Genomic DNA, 16,288 nt, shown 5'->3' with positions numbered 1-16,288 from the left:
CGGATCAGCCCGCGACCGGGGCCGCCGTGTTGCTGAGTTCGCGCAATGCGTCGATTTCGGCGCTCAACGCCATCACCGTCGAGCGCGTCTTGTCGAAGAACAGCCTCGGAGACGGCGCGACGCCCGTTTTCGCCTTGATCTGCTTCAGTACTTCGACGAGATTGAGCGAATTGCCGCCGATGTCCAGAAAACGGGCATCGCCCGTCACTTTCTTGGCGCCAATCACGCTCTCCAGAATCTGAATCAACATCGTTTCGGTTTTCATGAATTCATTTCCTCCTGGTTACTTTCGTTGATGCGTTGTTGCAATATCGACAGAAGCGCTTTGCGATCCGTCTTTCCCGACGACAACTGCGGAAACCGCTCGAGAACCGTGACGTGGCGAGGCATCATGTAGGCGGGCAGCTCCGCTGCGAGGCGTTGCTTGATCTCATCGACCTGCAGGTCGGCATCGAGCGACGCGCCCCGCTCGAACAGCACGCTGGCGGCGAGCAGCGTCTCGCCGTAGCGCGATTCGAGCAGCACGACCTCCGATCCGTACACGTGCGGCACGCTGTTGATGACCCGCTGGATTTCGCTCAAATGGATTCGATAGCCACCGATCTTCACTTCGTTGTCTTTGCGGCCCATGTAGTACAGGCTGCCGTCGGCGAGATACGTGCAGACGTCGCCCGTCCGATAGAACGGCACGCCGTCCAGACGAACGAGCCGCGCCGCCGTCTCCTCCGGCAAATTCCAGTAGCCCTGCATCACCTGCGTGCCGCCGATCATCAGCTCGCCCGGCACGCCTGGCGCCGTGATCCGCTCGCCGCGCTCGTCGACGAGCAGCGCCCGCACGTGTTCGAGCGGCTTGCCGATCGGATAGAGCGCGCGCCGCTCGGGCTCGATCTCGCGAATCACGTGCGCAGTCGACGCGCAGGTCGCCTCGGTCGGACCGTATGCATTGATCACCTGCACGCCCGCGTTCTTCCTGAGCCAGCGCTGGATCGTCTTCACGTCCGGCACGTCGGTGCCGGTGAGGATCGTCTTCAGGTGCGGCAGCGGCGCGGTCTCAAATTCGCCCGCCTGCGCGATCAAGCCGAGCATCATGCCCCACGCGGAGAAATGCGTGACGTCGTGCGTGCGAATCGCGTCGAACAGCAAGTCGGGCGCGTTCACGTCGTCGTGCACGTACAAAGACGCGCCCTGCGCGAGCGGGAACAGCATGTCCATCAGATACACGTCGAAATGCAGCGGCGAGAAGCTCGCGCATCGGGATTGCGACGTGACGTCGTAGACGACGCGCGTGCCTTCGAAGAAGTCGGCGATGCTGCGGTGGTTGATCAGCACGCCTTTCGGGCGGCCGGTCGAGCCGGATGTGTAGATGCAGTACGCGATCGCGGTTTCGTCGAGCGGCGGCAGCGGCAGCGGCTGCACGAGCGCATCGAGCCGTGCCGAATCGTCGTCGGCGAGGAGTCGCTCGAGCGCGCTTACCGGCAGGATCGGCGCAGCGGACGGCAGCGCGTGCTCGAGCGCGTCGGTCGAGTCCTCGTCGGCGATCACGAGCGTCGGCGCAACGTCGTGCAGAATGTAGCGCAGACGGTCGGCCGGCAGGCGCGGATCGAGCGGCACATGTATGCAGCCCGCTCTGAACACGCCGATGATCGCCGCGACCAACAGTGCGCGGCGGCTCGCCAGCATCACGACGCGATCGCCCGGGCGGCAGCCCAGCTCCTGCAGACGCATCGCGAAACGGGTGCTGAAACGGTCGAGATCGGCGTAGCTGAGATTGCCGCGTGAATCGGACAACGCGCATTTGTACGGCGTGCCGAACGCATGAGACTGGATTGCTTGAACGATGTGTCTGGCCATCTGACTGAATCCTCTTTGCGATGTCTCTTTACGGGCACCTTCGAGATTCAGGCGGCATTGCGCACCGGCAGACGAGCGAACGACCCTGCATGCGCGCCTGCGATGCACGTCCGTTCGTCAACGACTACCGGCCCCTCGTCGTTTGACTGCTTGCTGCTTTCTCTCAGACTGCTGACTGCTTGTTCGAATCGTTCTGCCGATGCGCCGCCGATCTGTCGATGGAGCGGCGCGCCCGCGCTCGGATGCAACGCCGGCGAGCGCGCATCGAACAGGCGGGTGCGTGTTGTGCGGCGTCGGCTCGAATGCGCGTCGTTCGTCGCCGCATTCGTTGATTGATAGGCTAGATGAAATTCCCCGTGGAATTACTTAGATCACTTCCAGAATATACCTGCACGATTTCAGCGCGATCGAAGAATAAGGCCGAAGTAGTTATTTAAGCGTTTGTTGATGTCTTTTTTGGCAATCTAAATAAATACGTGGATCGAAGTGTGCCGCTTCGCATGCGGTTATGTTTGTTTGCACGACTGGAAAGCGCTGCGCCGCATTGAATGCGCGCCAAAAAAGAATGAAAGCGCATCTCGCCACAGGCTCGATGCGCTTGCCGATTCGACGCGCGACATTTTCGCATCACGCGCGTTGTAATCCGATGCGTTTCATTTCGTCAGCCAAATAATCGACGAACGACACGACTCGTGACGAGATCGCCGTATTGCGGTAATAAACCGCGTGAATCGGCTGCAACACTTCGCACGTCAGGCGTGGAAGCAATTGCACGAGCCGCCCTTCGTCGCGGGTCTCCCGCGGTCATGAAGCCGGACAGGCAAGCGATTCCCGCACCCTGCAGCGCGAGTTGCCAGAGCGTTTCGCCGCTCGACGACGTCAGCGCCGGCGCGATCCGGTACGGCTCGCCGTCCCACGCGAGCACCGGCCACTGATCCAGCGATTCCGGCTGGTTGAAGCCGAGGAGCGCGTGCTTGCCGAGGTCGTCGACACGCCGCGGAGTCCGTGCGCGTCCAGATACTCAGGGCTCGCAAGGAGCCTCACCCGGCTGCTGCCGATCGCACGGCTATGCAGCGTCGAATCCTTCAGGCGACCGATCCGGATCGCGACGTCGGTGCGGCGTTCGAGCAGATCGATGATCTCGTCGTTGCTGTTGAGCTCCAGTTCGACGTGGGGATAGCGCGAGCGATAGCCGTTTACGAGCGGCACGACGACATGCAGCACGAACGGCGTCGCGGCATCGACGCGCAGCCATCTGTTCTTCCGCACGCTCGACCGATTCGATGATTGCACGCGCGTTCTGCAGGAATGCGCGTCCCTCCTCGGTCGGTTCCAGACGACGCGTCGTCCGGCGCAGCAGCGTCCTGCATCTTCTTCTCGAGCCGGCCGAGCGTACGGCTCGTCGCCGACACGGTCAGATCAAGCTGCTGCACGGCCGCCGTGATCGATCCCGTGTCGACCACGATCGCGAATGTCTGCAATTCGTCGAGCGTGATTTTCATGCTTGATTTCAAATCAAAAGTATTTCGCTTATAGACCGCTTATTCATCAAAAGTAAAGGGCGCACGCTCCGCTTCGCCTCCATCGATGCCGGAACCGCCATCATGCCCGTCGCCCTCCTCGCGCTGACGCTCAGCGCCTTCGCCATCGGCACGGCCGCGTTCGTGATGCCGGCCTGATTCCCACCTTCGCAGCCGCTCTCTGGGTAAGCCTGCCGTCCGCCGGGCTGCTCGTGAGCCTTTACGCGCTGAGCGTCGCTGTCGGCGCGCCGCTGCTGACCGCATTGACTGGCCGCGTGCCGCGCAAGACGCTGCTCACCGCACTGATGGCGCTCTTCACGATCGGCAACCTCGTCGCATGGCGCGCGCCCGGCTATGAGCCGCTGATCGTCGCACGCGTGCTGACCGGGCTTGCGCACGGCGTGTTCTTCCCGATCGGCTCCGTGATCGCGACGACGTTCGTGCCGAAGGACAAGACCGCAAGCGCGATCGTGACGATGTTCAGCGGAATGACCGTCGCGTTCGGCGCCGGCATTCCGCTCGGCACGTTCATCGGCCAGCACTTCGGCTGGCGCACGACGTTCGTCGTCGTCGCAACGTTCGGCGGCGTCGCGCTCGTCGGCGCGCTCGAATTCATCCCGCGCAGCCTCCCGCATGCGCGCCCCGCGCCGCTCGTCGAGCGGGCCCGTGCGCTCGCGCATCCGCGGCTCCTGCTCGTCTATGCGATGACGGCGATCGGCTATGGCGGCTCGCTGATCGCGTTCACGTTCATGGCGCCGTTCGTCGAGCAGATCGCGGGCTTCACGCCGTCGCAGGCGAGTCTCGCGCTCGTCGCCTACGGCGTGTCGGTCGCGGCCGGCAACGTCTGGGGCGGCAAGCTCGCGGATCGTCTCCGCCCGGTCGGCGCGCTGAAGCGCATCTTCCTGCCGCTCTCGGTCGGGCTGTTCGCGCTGACCTTCACCGTCCACCACGCGGCGCTCGCGATATCGACGATGTTCGCCTGGGGCGCCGTCGCGTTCGGTAACGCGCCGGGTCTGCAAGACTACGGCGTCAAGCAGGCGCGGCACTTCGCGCCTCGATCGTCGGAAGTCGCATCGGGATTCAACATCGCCGCATTCAATCTCGGCGTCGCGGGCGATTCGTCGCTCGGCGGGCTCGTCGTCGCGCACGCCGGCCTCGGCCACACGCCGTGGATCGCAGGCACGGTCACGCTCGGCGCGCTCGCGCTAACGGCGCTGAGCGGCCGCCTCGATCGATTCGAACGCCAACATGCGAACCGACGCATACGGCGGCTCGCTCGAGAACCGCTGCGCTTCCTCGGTGGCGTCGCGCGCGCTGATCGAAGGCACAGGCGACGCCGCGCGCGTCGGCATCCGTCTCGCGCCGCTGACGACGCTCAACGGCTGCGTCGACGCCGATCCCGAGACGACGTATGCCGCGGCCGCGAAGCTGCTCGACGAAATCGGCGTCGGCTACATCCACATCGCCGAAGCCGACTGGGACGACGCGCCGCACATGCCGGTGTCGTTCAAGCAGCGGCTGCGCGCCGCCTATCGCGTCGTGATGATCTACGCGGGCAAATACACGGCGGGGCGTGCACGCGAGGCGATCGCCGCAGGCTGGGCCGACCTGATCGCGTTCGGGCGTCCGTTCGTCGCGAATCCGGATCTGCCCGCGCGGATCCGGCAGCATGCGCCGTGGAATGCGCATCGGCGCGAGACGCTGTTCGACGGCGATGCGCGCGAACTCACCAATTACCCGTCGCTCGCGGAGGAAGCCGCGATGCCGGTCGCCGAACGCGTCGAGTAAGCATGGCGAGCGGCGCTGCCGTCATTCTTCGACGGCCTGCCTGAGCCGCAGCAGCGCCTGATCCCACTGCCGCCCGATCGCTTCCAGCGCCGCCCGCGCCGCGTCGATTCGCGCGGGCTCGAAGCGCCACAGCCGCTCGCGCCCGACCCTCGTGTCGCGCACGAGCCCCGCTTCCGCAAGCACCTGCAGATGCTGCGTGACCGACTGTCGCGTGATGTCGGTGCCCGCGGTAATCTGCGCGATCGACAGCGCCGCCCCCGTGCACAGCGCGGCGACGATCCGCAGGCGGGTTTCGTCGCCGAGCGCGGCGAACACCGCCGCGCAATCGCGCAGCTGCGCGCGCTTGAGCGGCGCGCGCGACGGCCGCCCGTCAGCGCGCGTCGACATGCGCGGCGATGTTCTTCATCTGCTCGTCCCAGCCGCCGCTGTTCATCCGGAACGCGTCCGCGCGGCGCTCGATCGGCAGCTTGTCGAAGCCCGATTCGACGACGGTGAGCAGCGTGCCGGCTTCGGCGCCGGCGAGCTCGAACACGACGAGCGTCGGCGTCTCCTGCGAGTAGTCGACCGCGGGATCGACCGCGGCCGGATGCCAGCGATACGAGAAGCGATGTTCCGGCTCGATCCGCTCGACCCACGTCCGCAGCACCAGATGCTCATAGCCGGGATAGGTGATGCGGCCTTCGACGCGCGCTCCCGCTTCGAACGCCTGCCCTGTCAGGTCGACGCGAAACCACACGCCGAACTCATCGGCGTTCGTCAGCGCGCGCCACACCCGCGAGCGCGGCGCGTGCAGCACGATCCGCTTTTCGATACGATCGGTCGATGTGTTCATATGCAGCCTCCTGGCTGCAGATTCGGCAGCGCATCCGGGAAATGCAAGGATTCGGCTGCATATTACGAAAATCGCCCGGACGCCGCGGTATATGCGCGAATGCGCGACTGACGCAGCATGCAACGTCCGATCCTTCGATTTCAGCTCAGCAGCCCCGCCGCGACGTTGACCGACAGCCCGAGTACCGCCATGTTGAAATAGAACGACAGGATCGACTGCGCGAGCGCCGCGCGCCGGATCGACCGGCCGCGCAGCGATACGTCCGACGTCTGCGACGCGACCGCGATCGTGAACGAGAAGTACAGGAAATCCCAATAATCGGGCTCGAATTCGCGATCCGGAAACGATAGCGCGCGCGCTTCCTTCGGCGACAGATAGTAGAGCCGCGCATAGTGCAGCGTGAAGATCGTCGGAATCAGGAACCACGCGCCGAACATCGTCGCGCCCGTCACCGCGTAGTGCCCGAGGCCCGAACGAAATCCGACGCTCTTCACACTGACGAGCTCGAGCACGATCGCGGCGATGCTCGCGACCGTTGCAAAACAGATGATGGTCAGCACGATCGTCGCGCTCTCGTCTTCGCGCATCGCGATCTCGCGCACCTTGTAATGATGTGCGCGTACCATCCTCACCCACATCAGCACGAGATACAGCCAGATCGTGCAATCCCAGCCGATCAGAATGCGCGCGAACGGCCGAAGCGGGTAAGGGAACAGCAGGCCGAGCGCGGCGCCGATGGCGACCGCGATCACCATGCGCGGGCGATTGCGCAGCACTTGCGGATAGAACGTCATGGTTTCTCGCCGGGATCTTCGAAAGTCGAGTGAAAGTTCACGCCGTCGCGTCGCGTCGCGTCGCGTCGCGTCGCGTCGCGTCGCAGCGATTATCGTCATGTTGTCTCGCTGCGCCAAGCGCGGCTGTGTCCTAAGATGGGCGAATGGACACCGCTCCCCTGATCCGTCGCCATACCGCGAACCATGCCGGCCGCGATTTCGTCGTCGGCGATCTGCACGGCTGCGTCGACCCGCTGCGCGTGCTGCTGCACACCGTGCGCTTCGATCCGGCGCGGGACCGGCTGTTCTCGGTCGGCGACCTCGTCGACCGCGGCACACAGTCGGAGGCGGCGCTCGCGCTGCTCGACCGCCCGTGGTTCCACTGCGTGCTCGGCAATCACGAGGACGTGCTGTGCTCGGTCGCCGCCGGCAGGCTGCCGATGAGCGTCTGGCAGCGCATCGGCGGCGACTGGGCGGTCGATCTGCCCGCCGAGACGCTCGAACGCCACGCACGGCGGCTGCGCGAGCTGCCGCTCGTGCGCGTCGTCGGCGACGGCAACGAGCGCTTCAACGTGCTGCACGCGGAATTCTTCGGCAGCGATGCCGACCTCGACCGCGGCGACTACGCGCCGGACGTGATCACGCGCCTGCTGTGGGGCCGCGAGCTCGCGTACGGGCGCACCGATCCGGCCGCGCGGCAGAACGGCCTGTCGACCACCTACTGCGGGCACACGCCGATGCACGACGTCGTGCGCATCGGCGCGCAGACCTTCATCGACACCGGCGCGTTCGATCCGTCGGGCCGGCTCACGCTGCTCGACACGAAAAGCGGCAAATGCTGGTCGCTGTCGGTCGCGGCCGCACGCCACCAGAGCGCGGCCGACGTCCCGCTGCCTTGACGCGATTCGACTGCCTCGGTGCGCGCCGCCGCGCCGCCGCCGAGCGGCGTCGTGCCCGGCCCGCGCGCTCAGCCGACCTGATTCAGCTCGAACACCGCGTCGATCGACGCGCCGTTCCAGTTGTATTCGAGATACGCGGCATGGTGACAATCGCGCAACAGCGTCGTCCTGAACGCCGCGAGACACTCGCCGCCCGGATCCCGCACCGACGGATACGCGATGCCCGCGCCGCCCGCGTCGCGCACCGCATGGCCGAATGCCTGGCCGGCCGTATAGTCGACGGGATCGAGGAGCGCCGGATCGCGCTCGCGCCACGCGCGCACGTCGGCGACCCCGCCTTGCGCGACCACCGTGTAGAGACGCATCTGCTGACGCATCGGCAGCTCTTTCGTCGCGGCAAGGAACAGCGACGCGTGGTAGCGCGTCTCCGCGATCGCCGTATTGCGCGTGTGCGCACAATAGAACACGCCATAGCTGCCGTCCGAGAAACGGCTGCCGTTCGGATTCAGGTGCGTGAACGCCGCCATGATCGGCCCGTAGCCCGGCCCGAAGCGGCGCTCGTCGGGCGGCACGAGACCGAGCACGCCGACTTCGGTGCGCACGCGGTCGTTGGTCAGCGCCTCGAGCGCGTAGAGCGCGTCGAAATCCTCGGCCGACGCCACGCGGTCGAACAGGTTGATCGCGGGAAAGCGCGTGGGAATCACGCGATAGGCGGGCATCCAGTGAAGCGCCGCGGTGGGCCAGTTCGTCTGCCGTTCGGGGAAATTCACGCCCATCCGCCTCGCGTCGCATCGAGATATTGCCGCACCGCGACGAGATCGCTGATGTTCCCCGCGAGCATCCGGTCGAGCGCGCGTTTGCCGTTGAACGGCACGGCGTCGTTCGGACGCTTGACCCACGCGTCCGCCGCGGCCGGCTGCGGCAGCAGGATCTGCAGCGCCTTGTAGATGCCGAGCACGAGCGACAGGCGCTCGAGCGTGTCGTGCGTGAGACGCGCGGTTTGCGGCGACGCCTTCCATTTGAAGAACGTCGAGCGGCCGGGCGAGCCCAGCAGGACGATCTGCTCGTCGGTCGACAGATCCCAGTCGCGCGCGATGTTGAAGAATGCACGCAGGCCGGCCGCCGACATTTGCGCGACCGTCGCCTCCGGCGGATTCGGGAGCGGCTTCAGAGCGGGATGGGACATGGCGGTTAGTCTCAAAATGAATCTACTAACAAGATTAGTCCATTTTTGGATCATTGCAAGAAAAATGATGGCGGATCCCAATAAGCGGCGGATTGGGGCGGTTGGCGCGGTCTGAACGCCGTGAGGTGGTGGAGCTTCGGCCGATTTGGAACGGACGAGCGGCTTTGGGCAAGTTGAGCTGCGTGGGCGGCTTGGGCGGTCGACGAATCGACGGGTCGGCGAATCGGCGGGTCGGTAGGTCGGCAGGTCGGCGGCAGGCAGCAGCATCGCCGAATGACTCGACGACACGGAGAAACGAAAGGGCGACAGACCGATTCAACGGCATGGCGGCACGAAGCCGCCGAACGCGCCAGTCTGTGCCGGCCGCGAATCCGCATCACGGAAAGCGCTTTCCCGTCGCCGCCATCGCGCGCCTGCGCCGGGTGGTCACGGCTTCGTCGAACCGAAAAACAACGGATGAATCGACCACCCCGAACTCGCAACGTGCGATGTCGCCCATCCCTGATCACTTCACGCGTGTGCCCGCGATCGTCGCATACGCGTGCGCGAGGCGAAACGCATGCGTTCGTCCTTCGACACAAGCGCGCGAGACCGGCCACGCGCGCAAAGGTCAAGCGTCGAAATTTCGCTGCGTGACGAGAAAAAATGCTGCGCTCGTGAAATTTTTCTCATTGCCTTCGAGCGCGTGCGGAACCGGCCGGGAAAACCGACGACGCGCAAACGAGCGCCGTGCGACATGCGATGGCCGCGCGGCCATCGCAGGCGGCGACGCGCCATCGGGCGCGCTGTCAAATGCGACGGCCCGGCCGATCGCGCCGGCTCACGCCGGCTTCGCGCGGTCGAGATCGATCGGCGGCAGCGTCTGCGCGTCGCGCGCCTGCGTCGCCGCGACGATGCCGTCGACGCGTTTGAGATGATGGCGATTGTCGTGGTCCCACGGATGGAAGCCCGGCCGGAAGAAGCTCAGCCATTCGCGCGCGATGCTCGGGAACATCCCGTGGCGCGGTCCGTACAGCAGCTTGCTCACGCGCCAGAGGCCGCGCACGCGATGATCCGCGTAGCGGTCCGAACGAATCAGGCGCGTATGCAGCAGGAACACGGTCGGCCAAAACGTCAGCGTCGTCATGAGAAAAATGCCGACGCGAATCAGATAACGCTTCGGACCAGGCTTCATCACCGCGTTCCACACGTCGAACGACACTGCCTTGTGCTCGGTTTCCTCGAGCGCGTGCCACTGCCACATCTGCTTGTAGCCTTCGTGCGAGCCGGCGAACACGGCCGGATCGGACAGCAACCAGTTCGCGAGCATCGCCGTGTAGTGCTCGGCCGCGACCGTATGCGCGAGTTGCACCGAATGCGGCAGCACCTTCTTCAGCCAGCCGAGCACCTTCCACACGCGCTTGTCGAGCTTGCGTGCGGGCAGGCGGTTCGCCTGCATCAGTTCGTTGTACTCGATGTGCTCGCGCGTGTGCATCGCCTCCTGACCGATGAAGCCGAGCACCTGCTTTTTCAGCACGGGATCGTCGATCCGGTCGCGGTAGTTGCGCACCGAATCCATGAAAAAGCGTTCGCCCGCCGGAAACAGCAGCGACAGCGCGTTGAAGAAATGCGAGACTTGCGAGCCCTGCCCGTGCCAATTCGTCGCACGCTCGACCGGCAGATGGAAGCGCAGGTCGCGGCGCACGGGCATGACGAACACGGGGTCCGTCGACTTCGCGGGTTGATTCATCGATGTCTCCTATCTGAGCGATCGTTGGCCGTGTCGATGCGGGTCAGGCCGGCCGGCGTCGCATCCGCCGGCGAAAGGCTCGCGCAATTCGACGGTTCGACGCCGGGTCGCTCGCGCACCGGCCGCCGCATACCGTCGGCACCTGCCGAGTCACGCGGCGCCGGCCACCGCGCGCTCGCAGTTCGGCCGCCAACCTTTACATTAATAACTGAAACAATATGGCGAGGATGCGCGGATAAGCAAGGCGCGTGTTAGTGGCGGCCTTCCAAACGACGGGCGGCCGCAAAGCGCCGTGAGGCGCGCCGCAGAGCCAGGTGTGGCGGACGTTTCGGCGTAGTTGTGCCCGCTATTGCCCCGTCTCGTAAACGCAATCTCGGACCGCTTTTCGGCCGCATCGCGCGAATCCGCCAAGCCGCGCGCGCCGGGAAATCCGGCCGAGATCGCGCGGCTCCCCTACAATAACGATCATTTCGTTTCCTTCAGGAGCATTTCATGGCAGTCGTCACTACCGAATCGGGCCTCAAATACGAAGACCTGACCGAAGGCGCGGGCGCCGAAGCGAGCGCGGGCCAGACGGTGAGCGTCCACTACACCGGCTGGCTCACCGACGGTCAGAAGTTCGATTCGAGCAAGGACCGCAACGACCCGTTCGCGTTCGTGCTCGGCGGCGGCATGGTCATCAAGGGCTGGGACGAAGGCGTGCAAGGGATGAAGGTGGGCGGCGTGCGCCGTCTGACGATCCCGCCGCAACTCGGCTACGGCGCGCGCGGCGCGGGCGGCGTGATTCCGCCGAACGCGACGCTCGTGTTCGAAGTCGAGCTGCTCGACGTCTGACGCCGGCATCGCTCCGTTGTCGACGACCATCGATCGTCGCCGCATCATGGCCCGCCTCGCTTCGCCGACGCTCTCGCTGCGCCGCTACAGCGCCATGCAGGAGTCGGACGTGCACGACTTCCATCAGATCGTGCTCGGCGTCGACGGCTCGATGACGATGACGGTCGACGGCGCCGACGAAAGGATCGACTGCCGCTCCGCCTGGCTGATTCCGGCAGGCTCGCGGCACGAATACGCGGGGCTCGGCAACAACAGCCAACTGGTGCTCGACCTGCCGCTCGGATCGCTCGCGGTGCCCGAGCGGCTGTTCGAGCGCGCAAAGACGACGCCGATCGATCCGAGTCTCACAACGCTCGTCGGCGAACTCGCGTCGCGCGTCGCACCCGAGCCGCGCGTCGACGTCGCGTCGGTCCGGCGCTTCCACTGGCAGGCAGCCGCGCGCCTCTGCGGTGCGCTCGTCGGCGAGTTGGGCGGCGCGTCGCCGCGGCCGGCCGCCGGGCTCGACTTCGCGCGGATCGACCGCTGGCTGCGCGCGCATCTCGCGGAGCCGCTGCGAATCGCCGATCTCGCCGCCCACTGCGGCTTCGGCATGCGGCGTTTCCATCAGCTCTTTTGCGACGCTTTCGGCGAAACGCCGCATCGCTATCTGCAACGGCTGCGGCTCGACGCCGCTGTCGTATTGCTAGGGGATCCGAAGCGTTCGCTGACCGATATTGCCGGCGAAGTCGGATTCGCCGATCAGAGCGCGTTCACGCACGCATTCACGAAACGGTTCGGACTCGCGCCCGGGCAGTGGCGCGGCGATCGGCACTGAATTTTCGGCGCACGCAGTCGGCCGCCGGTTCGAGCGGTCCGACGATACGGGAAACGCACGACGGCCCGCGCAACGCCTGCGCACATCGTTCGAAAACGTTCGGCCGGCGGCATTGCGCCACACGGCGTCCTGCCTCGGCCAAACTCGCCAGAAAACCCACGACGATGCAGTGCGGCCCATCCGCTCGCACCGCGCATTGCGCGCGGGTAGGCGAACGCCCGAACGCCGCGTCCGCGCATCACGCTCCTGCCCGAATCGCTTCCTCGTAAACCTCCGCGACGCGCCGCGCGATCACCACGTTGTCGAAATGCTCGCGCGCATACTGCCGGCACGCATCGGCATCCGGCAGAACGAGCGAGCCCGACAACGTCGCAGTCAGCCCGTCCGCGATCGCGCGCGCGCCGATCTCGGGCAACACGAGCGCCTCGGACAAGCCGGCGACCGCCTCCGGCAACCCGCCGACGGGCGTCACGAGCACCGGCGTGCCGGACGCGAGCGATTCGACGGTGACGAGGCCGAACCCTTCGAGCGCGACGGTCGGCACGACGCTCAGCGTCGCCGCGCGATACAGCACGGCCAGATGGTTGTCCGGCACGAAGCCGAGCAGCGTCACGTTGTCGCCCAGTCCGGCGTCGTCGATCCGCTTCTGCAATTCGCCCTCGAGCCGCCCCTTGCCTGCGATCAGCAGGAGGACGTCCGGATGCCGGCGCCGCACGATCTTCACCGCGTCGATCAGATCCTCGAGCCCCATGCGCCGCACGAGCCGCCGCACCGCGAGCACGATCGGCCGGTCCTGCGGCAGTTGCAGCTTGCGGCGCGCGTCGGCGGACGTCATCGGCAGATCGAATTGCGCGGTGTCGACGCAACCCGGCACGACGCGCACGCGGTCCGGATCGACGTTGTAGCGCGACGTGAGAATCTGGCCGAATGCGTTCGACAGCACGATGAGCCGCAGCGAGCGCGCATAGACCGCCTGTTCGAGCCGGTGCTTGACCTTCTGCCCGAGCGAATCCGCGCCTTCGACGTGACTCTCGTCCGCCCACGGTCCCTGGAAATGCGACACCTGCGGAATGCCGCGCGTCACGTCGAGACCGGGGAACGTGTACAGCGCGAAATGCGACGACACGACGTCCGGCCGCTCGATCCGAACCACGTCGCGCAGCGCGTGGCGCGCGGCGATCATCCGGCGCGGCAGCGACGACGTCGCCGGACCGAAGCCGCGGATCGCGCCCCCCGTGTCGGCCGCGACGCGCTCGGAGCCCGCGACGACGCCGCGCACCGCGACGCCCGCGCCAGGCAGCGCGCCGACGAGCGCGTAATACATGCGATCGAGCCCGCCCGCGCGTTCGGGAAACCAATGCATGCCGATTTGCAGTGACTTGATCGACGTTACGGTGTGCTTCATTACAATGGCTCCTGCGTCACGGCATGCTCGGCGCTGGCGAGCGACGGCGACTGCGACGAATGGCGCAGCCGCCGATACAGCGCGATGTATTGCGCGCCCATGCGCGCCCACCCGAATCCCTCCATCAGCTTGCGCGCCGCCTCGCCCATCGCGCGGCACGCTTCGCGCGAGCGCGCAAGGCGTTCGATCGCCTGCGCGAGCGCGGCCGGATCGTCGGGATCGTCGAGCACGATCCCGCAGTCCTGCGTGATGATCTCCGCGCCGCCCGCGGTGTGGGCGGTCACGACAGGCAGCCCCGCCGCCATCGCTTCGAGCAGCGACAGGCTCATTGCTTCGTAGCGCGAAGGAAACACATACGCATCGACGGACGACATCAGTGTCGGCATGTTCTTGACAAGCCCGAGGAAATGCACGCGCGAATCGATCTTGAGCGTACGCGCCTCGTCCGGATACGGGCTGCCGGGCAAGTACCCCGCGACTGCGAGATGCACGTCCGGCGGCAGCCGCGTCAGCGCCTTCAGCACGGTGCCGAGGTTCTTGCGCGGCGTGCGCAGATCGCCGACGAACAGCAGCATGAATGGTTCGGATGGCAAACCGAATGCAATGCGATCAGGCGCCGCGTTCGCGAACGCCTGCGTGTCGACGCCGTTGTAGATCACGCCGATCCGGTCGCCGTCGATGCCGATCCGCTCGATCTCGTCGGCCACCTTCCGCGACACGGCCGTGATCGCGCGCGAGCGGCGGTACGCCCAGCGTTCGAGCAGCGCATTCGTTCGCGTATAGAGGTACTGATACGCGGACCACAGCCCCTTCGACAAGCCGAACGGGTAGTAGGGGCTCGCGAACCAGCCGCCGTGGACGAAGTGCGCGGTATTCACGTCGGCGCGCACCCATGAGATGAAGCCGTTGACGTGCAGCACGTCGTACGTATCGCGATGGTTGCGCAGCCACCACCCGCTCTTGATCGCGAACACCTGCTGCTTGACGAGGTGCGACGGCCAGAAGCGGCCCACCTTCACCGGAATCCAGCGCACGCGCGCATCCGCGAGCAGTTCCGGTGCGACATGCGACGCGACGAGCGTCACCTGATAGTTCTCCTCGAGCGCCGCTCGCGCGATCTCGTAATTGACGCGTCCCTGGCCGTCGTTATGCCGCACGACGTGCGTGACGATGACGATTCTCACTGGTCGGCTCCCGGAAAACGCGCGGCGCTCGCGCGCTGTTGCTTTTGCCAATGCGCCGCGGACAAGATCGAAAATATGCTCATGAACAGCAACAGCCCTCCCGTGCCGATGAACGAATTGGTGAAGACGAGCATCGCGAAGACAGACAAACTGAGACTCAGGCACGCGGCGACGAACTTGTCGCGGCGCAGCCGGAACGACGCGCGCAGCACGCGGCCGAGCAGCCACACGAGCCCGAACAGATAGAGCAGCGTGCCGGGCCAGCCGAGCACGAACGGCACGTTCATCACGCCGCTGTCGAAGCTGCCGTATTTGCCGAGATCGCCGTTGCTGCTCGACAACTTCGTCGACGCGCCGGTCGCGCCGAGCCCTTCGCCCGCGACGTCGGTAAACGCGGTCTGCGCGAACGTCGCATAGAACTTGTTGCGATCGTCATAGCTGCGGTCATCCTTCAGGTTCGTGATCGATTGCAGGCGCTGGCCGAGGCGGTCCGCGACGGGACCGACGGTCAAGAGCGGCACGCACAGCGCGGCCAGCACGATCGCGCTGCCGACGATCCGCACGCGCACGCGATTGCTCGATTTCGCGAGCTGGATCACGAGCGCGATCACCCAGCCGCCCCATGTCGATCGCACGAGACACAGGCAGAACGAGATGAAGCCGGCCGCGCCCGCAATCCAGCGCACGCGCCCGGTCGCGGCGATCATGAACACGAGCGCGCCCATCATCGCGAACGCGAACGGCCCCGACGAATTCATCGTGCTGAACACACGCACGCCATACGGCGCCGGATCGCCCTGCGAACTCATCTGCGCGCCGACCATCCACAGCACGTCCCACTTCGGCATCACGAAGAACTGCACGATGCCGTAAATGCCCATCACGAGCATTCCCCAGACGAACGTCGACAGAATCACCTTGCGATACTCAGGGTAGTCGCGCGAATTCACTACGATGTGAAAGCCGATCAGCACCGGGTAGAGCCAGTTCGCGAGGTCGTAGATGGCGGCAAGCGGCCCGCTCGACACGACGCCGACGAGAAACGCGTACGTCAGGCCGGACAGGATCAGCAGCACTGGCAATCCGCGCCGCTCGGCGAGCACCCTGTAATGGCGCAGCAAGCCGAACCCCGCGATCATCGTGACCGCGAGCGGCGCGATCTGGATCAGGCTCGTCGGCGTATACGCCCCCTTCGACCAGTCGGCGAGGCGTCGCACCTCGGGACTCAGGAACCACATCCACCACATGAAGCCGACATAGCGCGCCGGACTCGTGAAATACAGCCACAAGCCGGCCGCGATCGCGAGGCACGGAAAACCATACGTCAAGATCGCGCCCTGATGCGCGGCGATCAGCAGTGCGGTGACGGACCACAAGCCCACCTGCGCGACCCAATGCTTCGGATCGCTCAGTAACTTTCGCCGGCTCGCGACCCGGCCGGATGCGGGAAGGGATAGGGTCGTCACGCTCATC

The 16,288-nt window shown here is 65.9% G+C and carries 15 protein-coding genes and 3 pseudogenes; 5 read left to right on the top strand and 13 right to left on the bottom strand.

Features of this window, described 5'->3' with window-relative positions:
* Positions 1-4: 4 nt before the first annotated feature.
* The 3 genes and pseudogenes from WS69_RS21720 to WS69_RS21710 all read right to left on the bottom strand — a co-directional run bounded on the left by WS69_RS21720 (position 5) and on the right by WS69_RS21710 (position 3,353).
* The gene (locus tag WS69_RS21720; RefSeq protein WP_059472737.1) at positions 5-265 is read right to left on the bottom strand and encodes an acyl carrier protein; all 261 of its coding nucleotides are present in this window, start codon (positions 263-265) and stop codon (positions 5-7) included.
* Positions 262-1,851, bottom strand: a complete 1,590-nt coding sequence (locus WS69_RS21715; RefSeq protein WP_059472736.1) for an amino acid adenylation domain-containing protein — start codon at positions 1,849-1,851, stop codon at positions 262-264. The genes WS69_RS21720 and WS69_RS21715 overlap by 4 nt, the downstream gene beginning before the upstream one ends.
* A gap of 627 nt (positions 1,852-2,478) precedes the next feature.
* Positions 2,479-3,353 (bottom strand): annotated as a pseudogene (locus WS69_RS21710) (LysR substrate-binding domain-containing protein).
* Between the two features lie 102 nt (positions 3,354-3,455).
* Between WS69_RS21710 and WS69_RS31800 the strand changes: the two are divergent.
* Positions 3,456-4,606 (top strand): annotated as a pseudogene (locus tag WS69_RS31800) (MFS transporter); the annotation flags it as partial.
* Positions 4,602-5,159 (top strand): annotated as a pseudogene (locus tag WS69_RS21700) (oxidoreductase); the annotation flags it as partial. The pseudogenes WS69_RS31800 and WS69_RS21700, both read left to right, overlap by 5 nt.
* 21 nt (positions 5,160-5,180) lie before the next feature.
* On the opposite strand, the gene WS69_RS21695 reads toward WS69_RS21700, so the two are convergent.
* From WS69_RS21695 to WS69_RS21685, 3 genes are all read right to left on the bottom strand, one after another.
* Positions 5,181-5,546: an ArsR/SmtB family transcription factor gene (locus WS69_RS21695; RefSeq protein ID WP_059472734.1), complete on the bottom strand. Its 366-nt coding sequence runs from the start codon at positions 5,544-5,546 to the stop codon at positions 5,181-5,183.
* On the bottom strand, positions 5,530-5,991 hold the full coding sequence (locus WS69_RS21690; protein WP_059472733.1) for an SRPBCC family protein: 462 nt from the start codon (positions 5,989-5,991) through the stop codon (positions 5,530-5,532). The genes WS69_RS21695 and WS69_RS21690 overlap by 17 nt, the downstream gene beginning before the upstream one ends.
* A gap of 140 nt (positions 5,992-6,131) precedes the next feature.
* Complete coding sequence (locus WS69_RS21685) at positions 6,132-6,785, bottom strand: DUF1345 domain-containing protein (RefSeq protein WP_059472732.1); 654 nt, start codon at positions 6,783-6,785, stop codon at positions 6,132-6,134.
* A gap of 143 nt (positions 6,786-6,928) precedes the next feature.
* Between WS69_RS21685 and WS69_RS21680 the strand changes: the two genes are divergently transcribed.
* Positions 6,929-7,663, top strand: a complete 735-nt coding sequence (locus WS69_RS21680) for a metallophosphoesterase (RefSeq protein ID WP_059472731.1) — start codon at positions 6,929-6,931, stop codon at positions 7,661-7,663.
* 68 nt (positions 7,664-7,731) lie between these two features.
* Here the strand turns inward: WS69_RS21680 and WS69_RS21675 are convergent, their stop codons facing one another.
* From WS69_RS21675 to WS69_RS21665, 4 genes are all read right to left on the bottom strand, one after another.
* On the bottom strand, positions 7,732-8,439 hold the full coding sequence (locus WS69_RS21675) for an RES family NAD+ phosphorylase (protein ID WP_059472730.1): 708 nt from the start codon (positions 8,437-8,439) through the stop codon (positions 7,732-7,734).
* Positions 8,430-8,849 (bottom strand): MbcA/ParS/Xre antitoxin family protein, encoded by a 420-nt coding sequence (locus WS69_RS21670; RefSeq protein WP_059472729.1) that lies wholly within the window; start codon positions 8,847-8,849, stop codon positions 8,430-8,432. Before WS69_RS21670 ends, WS69_RS21675 begins: the two co-directional genes overlap by 10 nt.
* A 376-nt stretch (positions 8,850-9,225) precedes the next feature.
* A complete protein-coding gene (locus tag WS69_RS35325; protein ID WP_269434756.1) occupies positions 9,226-9,348 on the bottom strand; it encodes a hypothetical protein in 123 nt (40 codons plus the stop codon).
* A gap of 321 nt (positions 9,349-9,669) precedes the next feature.
* Positions 9,670-10,578: a metal-dependent hydrolase gene (locus WS69_RS21665; RefSeq protein ID WP_059472728.1), complete on the bottom strand. Its 909-nt coding sequence runs from the start codon at positions 10,576-10,578 to the stop codon at positions 9,670-9,672.
* A gap of 492 nt (positions 10,579-11,070) precedes the next feature.
* On the opposite strand from WS69_RS21665, the gene WS69_RS21660 reads away from it, so the two are divergent.
* Complete coding sequence (locus WS69_RS21660) at positions 11,071-11,412, top strand: FKBP-type peptidyl-prolyl cis-trans isomerase (RefSeq protein ID WP_059472727.1); 342 nt, start codon at positions 11,071-11,073, stop codon at positions 11,410-11,412.
* Between the two features lie 46 nt (positions 11,413-11,458).
* Entirely contained in the window at positions 11,459-12,226 is a 768-nt protein-coding gene (locus tag WS69_RS21655) for an AraC family transcriptional regulator (RefSeq protein WP_059472726.1), read from the top strand.
* Positions 12,227-12,464: 238 nt separating this feature from the next.
* Here WS69_RS21655 and WS69_RS21650 read toward each other — a convergent pair whose 3' ends face one another.
* From WS69_RS21650 to WS69_RS21640, 3 genes are read right to left on the bottom strand one after another with little or no spacing between them, the layout of a single operon-like run.
* Entirely contained in the window at positions 12,465-13,631 is a 1,167-nt protein-coding gene (locus WS69_RS21650; RefSeq protein WP_059472725.1) for a glycosyltransferase family 4 protein, read from the bottom strand.
* Entirely contained in the window at positions 13,631-14,815 is a 1,185-nt protein-coding gene (locus WS69_RS21645) for a glycosyltransferase family 4 protein (RefSeq protein ID WP_059472724.1), read from the bottom strand. Before WS69_RS21645 ends, WS69_RS21650 begins: the two co-directional genes overlap by 1 nt.
* Positions 14,812-16,287: a glucose-6-phosphate isomerase gene (locus WS69_RS21640; RefSeq protein WP_059472926.1), complete on the bottom strand. Its 1,476-nt coding sequence runs from the start codon at positions 16,285-16,287 to the stop codon at positions 14,812-14,814. Before WS69_RS21640 ends, WS69_RS21645 begins: the two co-directional genes overlap by 4 nt.
* Between the last annotated feature and the right edge of the window lies 1 nt (position 16,288).

This window comes from Burkholderia sp. BDU5, assembly GCF_001522845.1.
GTDB lineage: Bacteria > Pseudomonadota > Gammaproteobacteria > Burkholderiales > Burkholderiaceae > Burkholderia > Burkholderia mayonis.
Note: the sequence above shows the minus strand (reverse complement) of the source record. Positions and strands in the feature narration are given on the sequence as shown.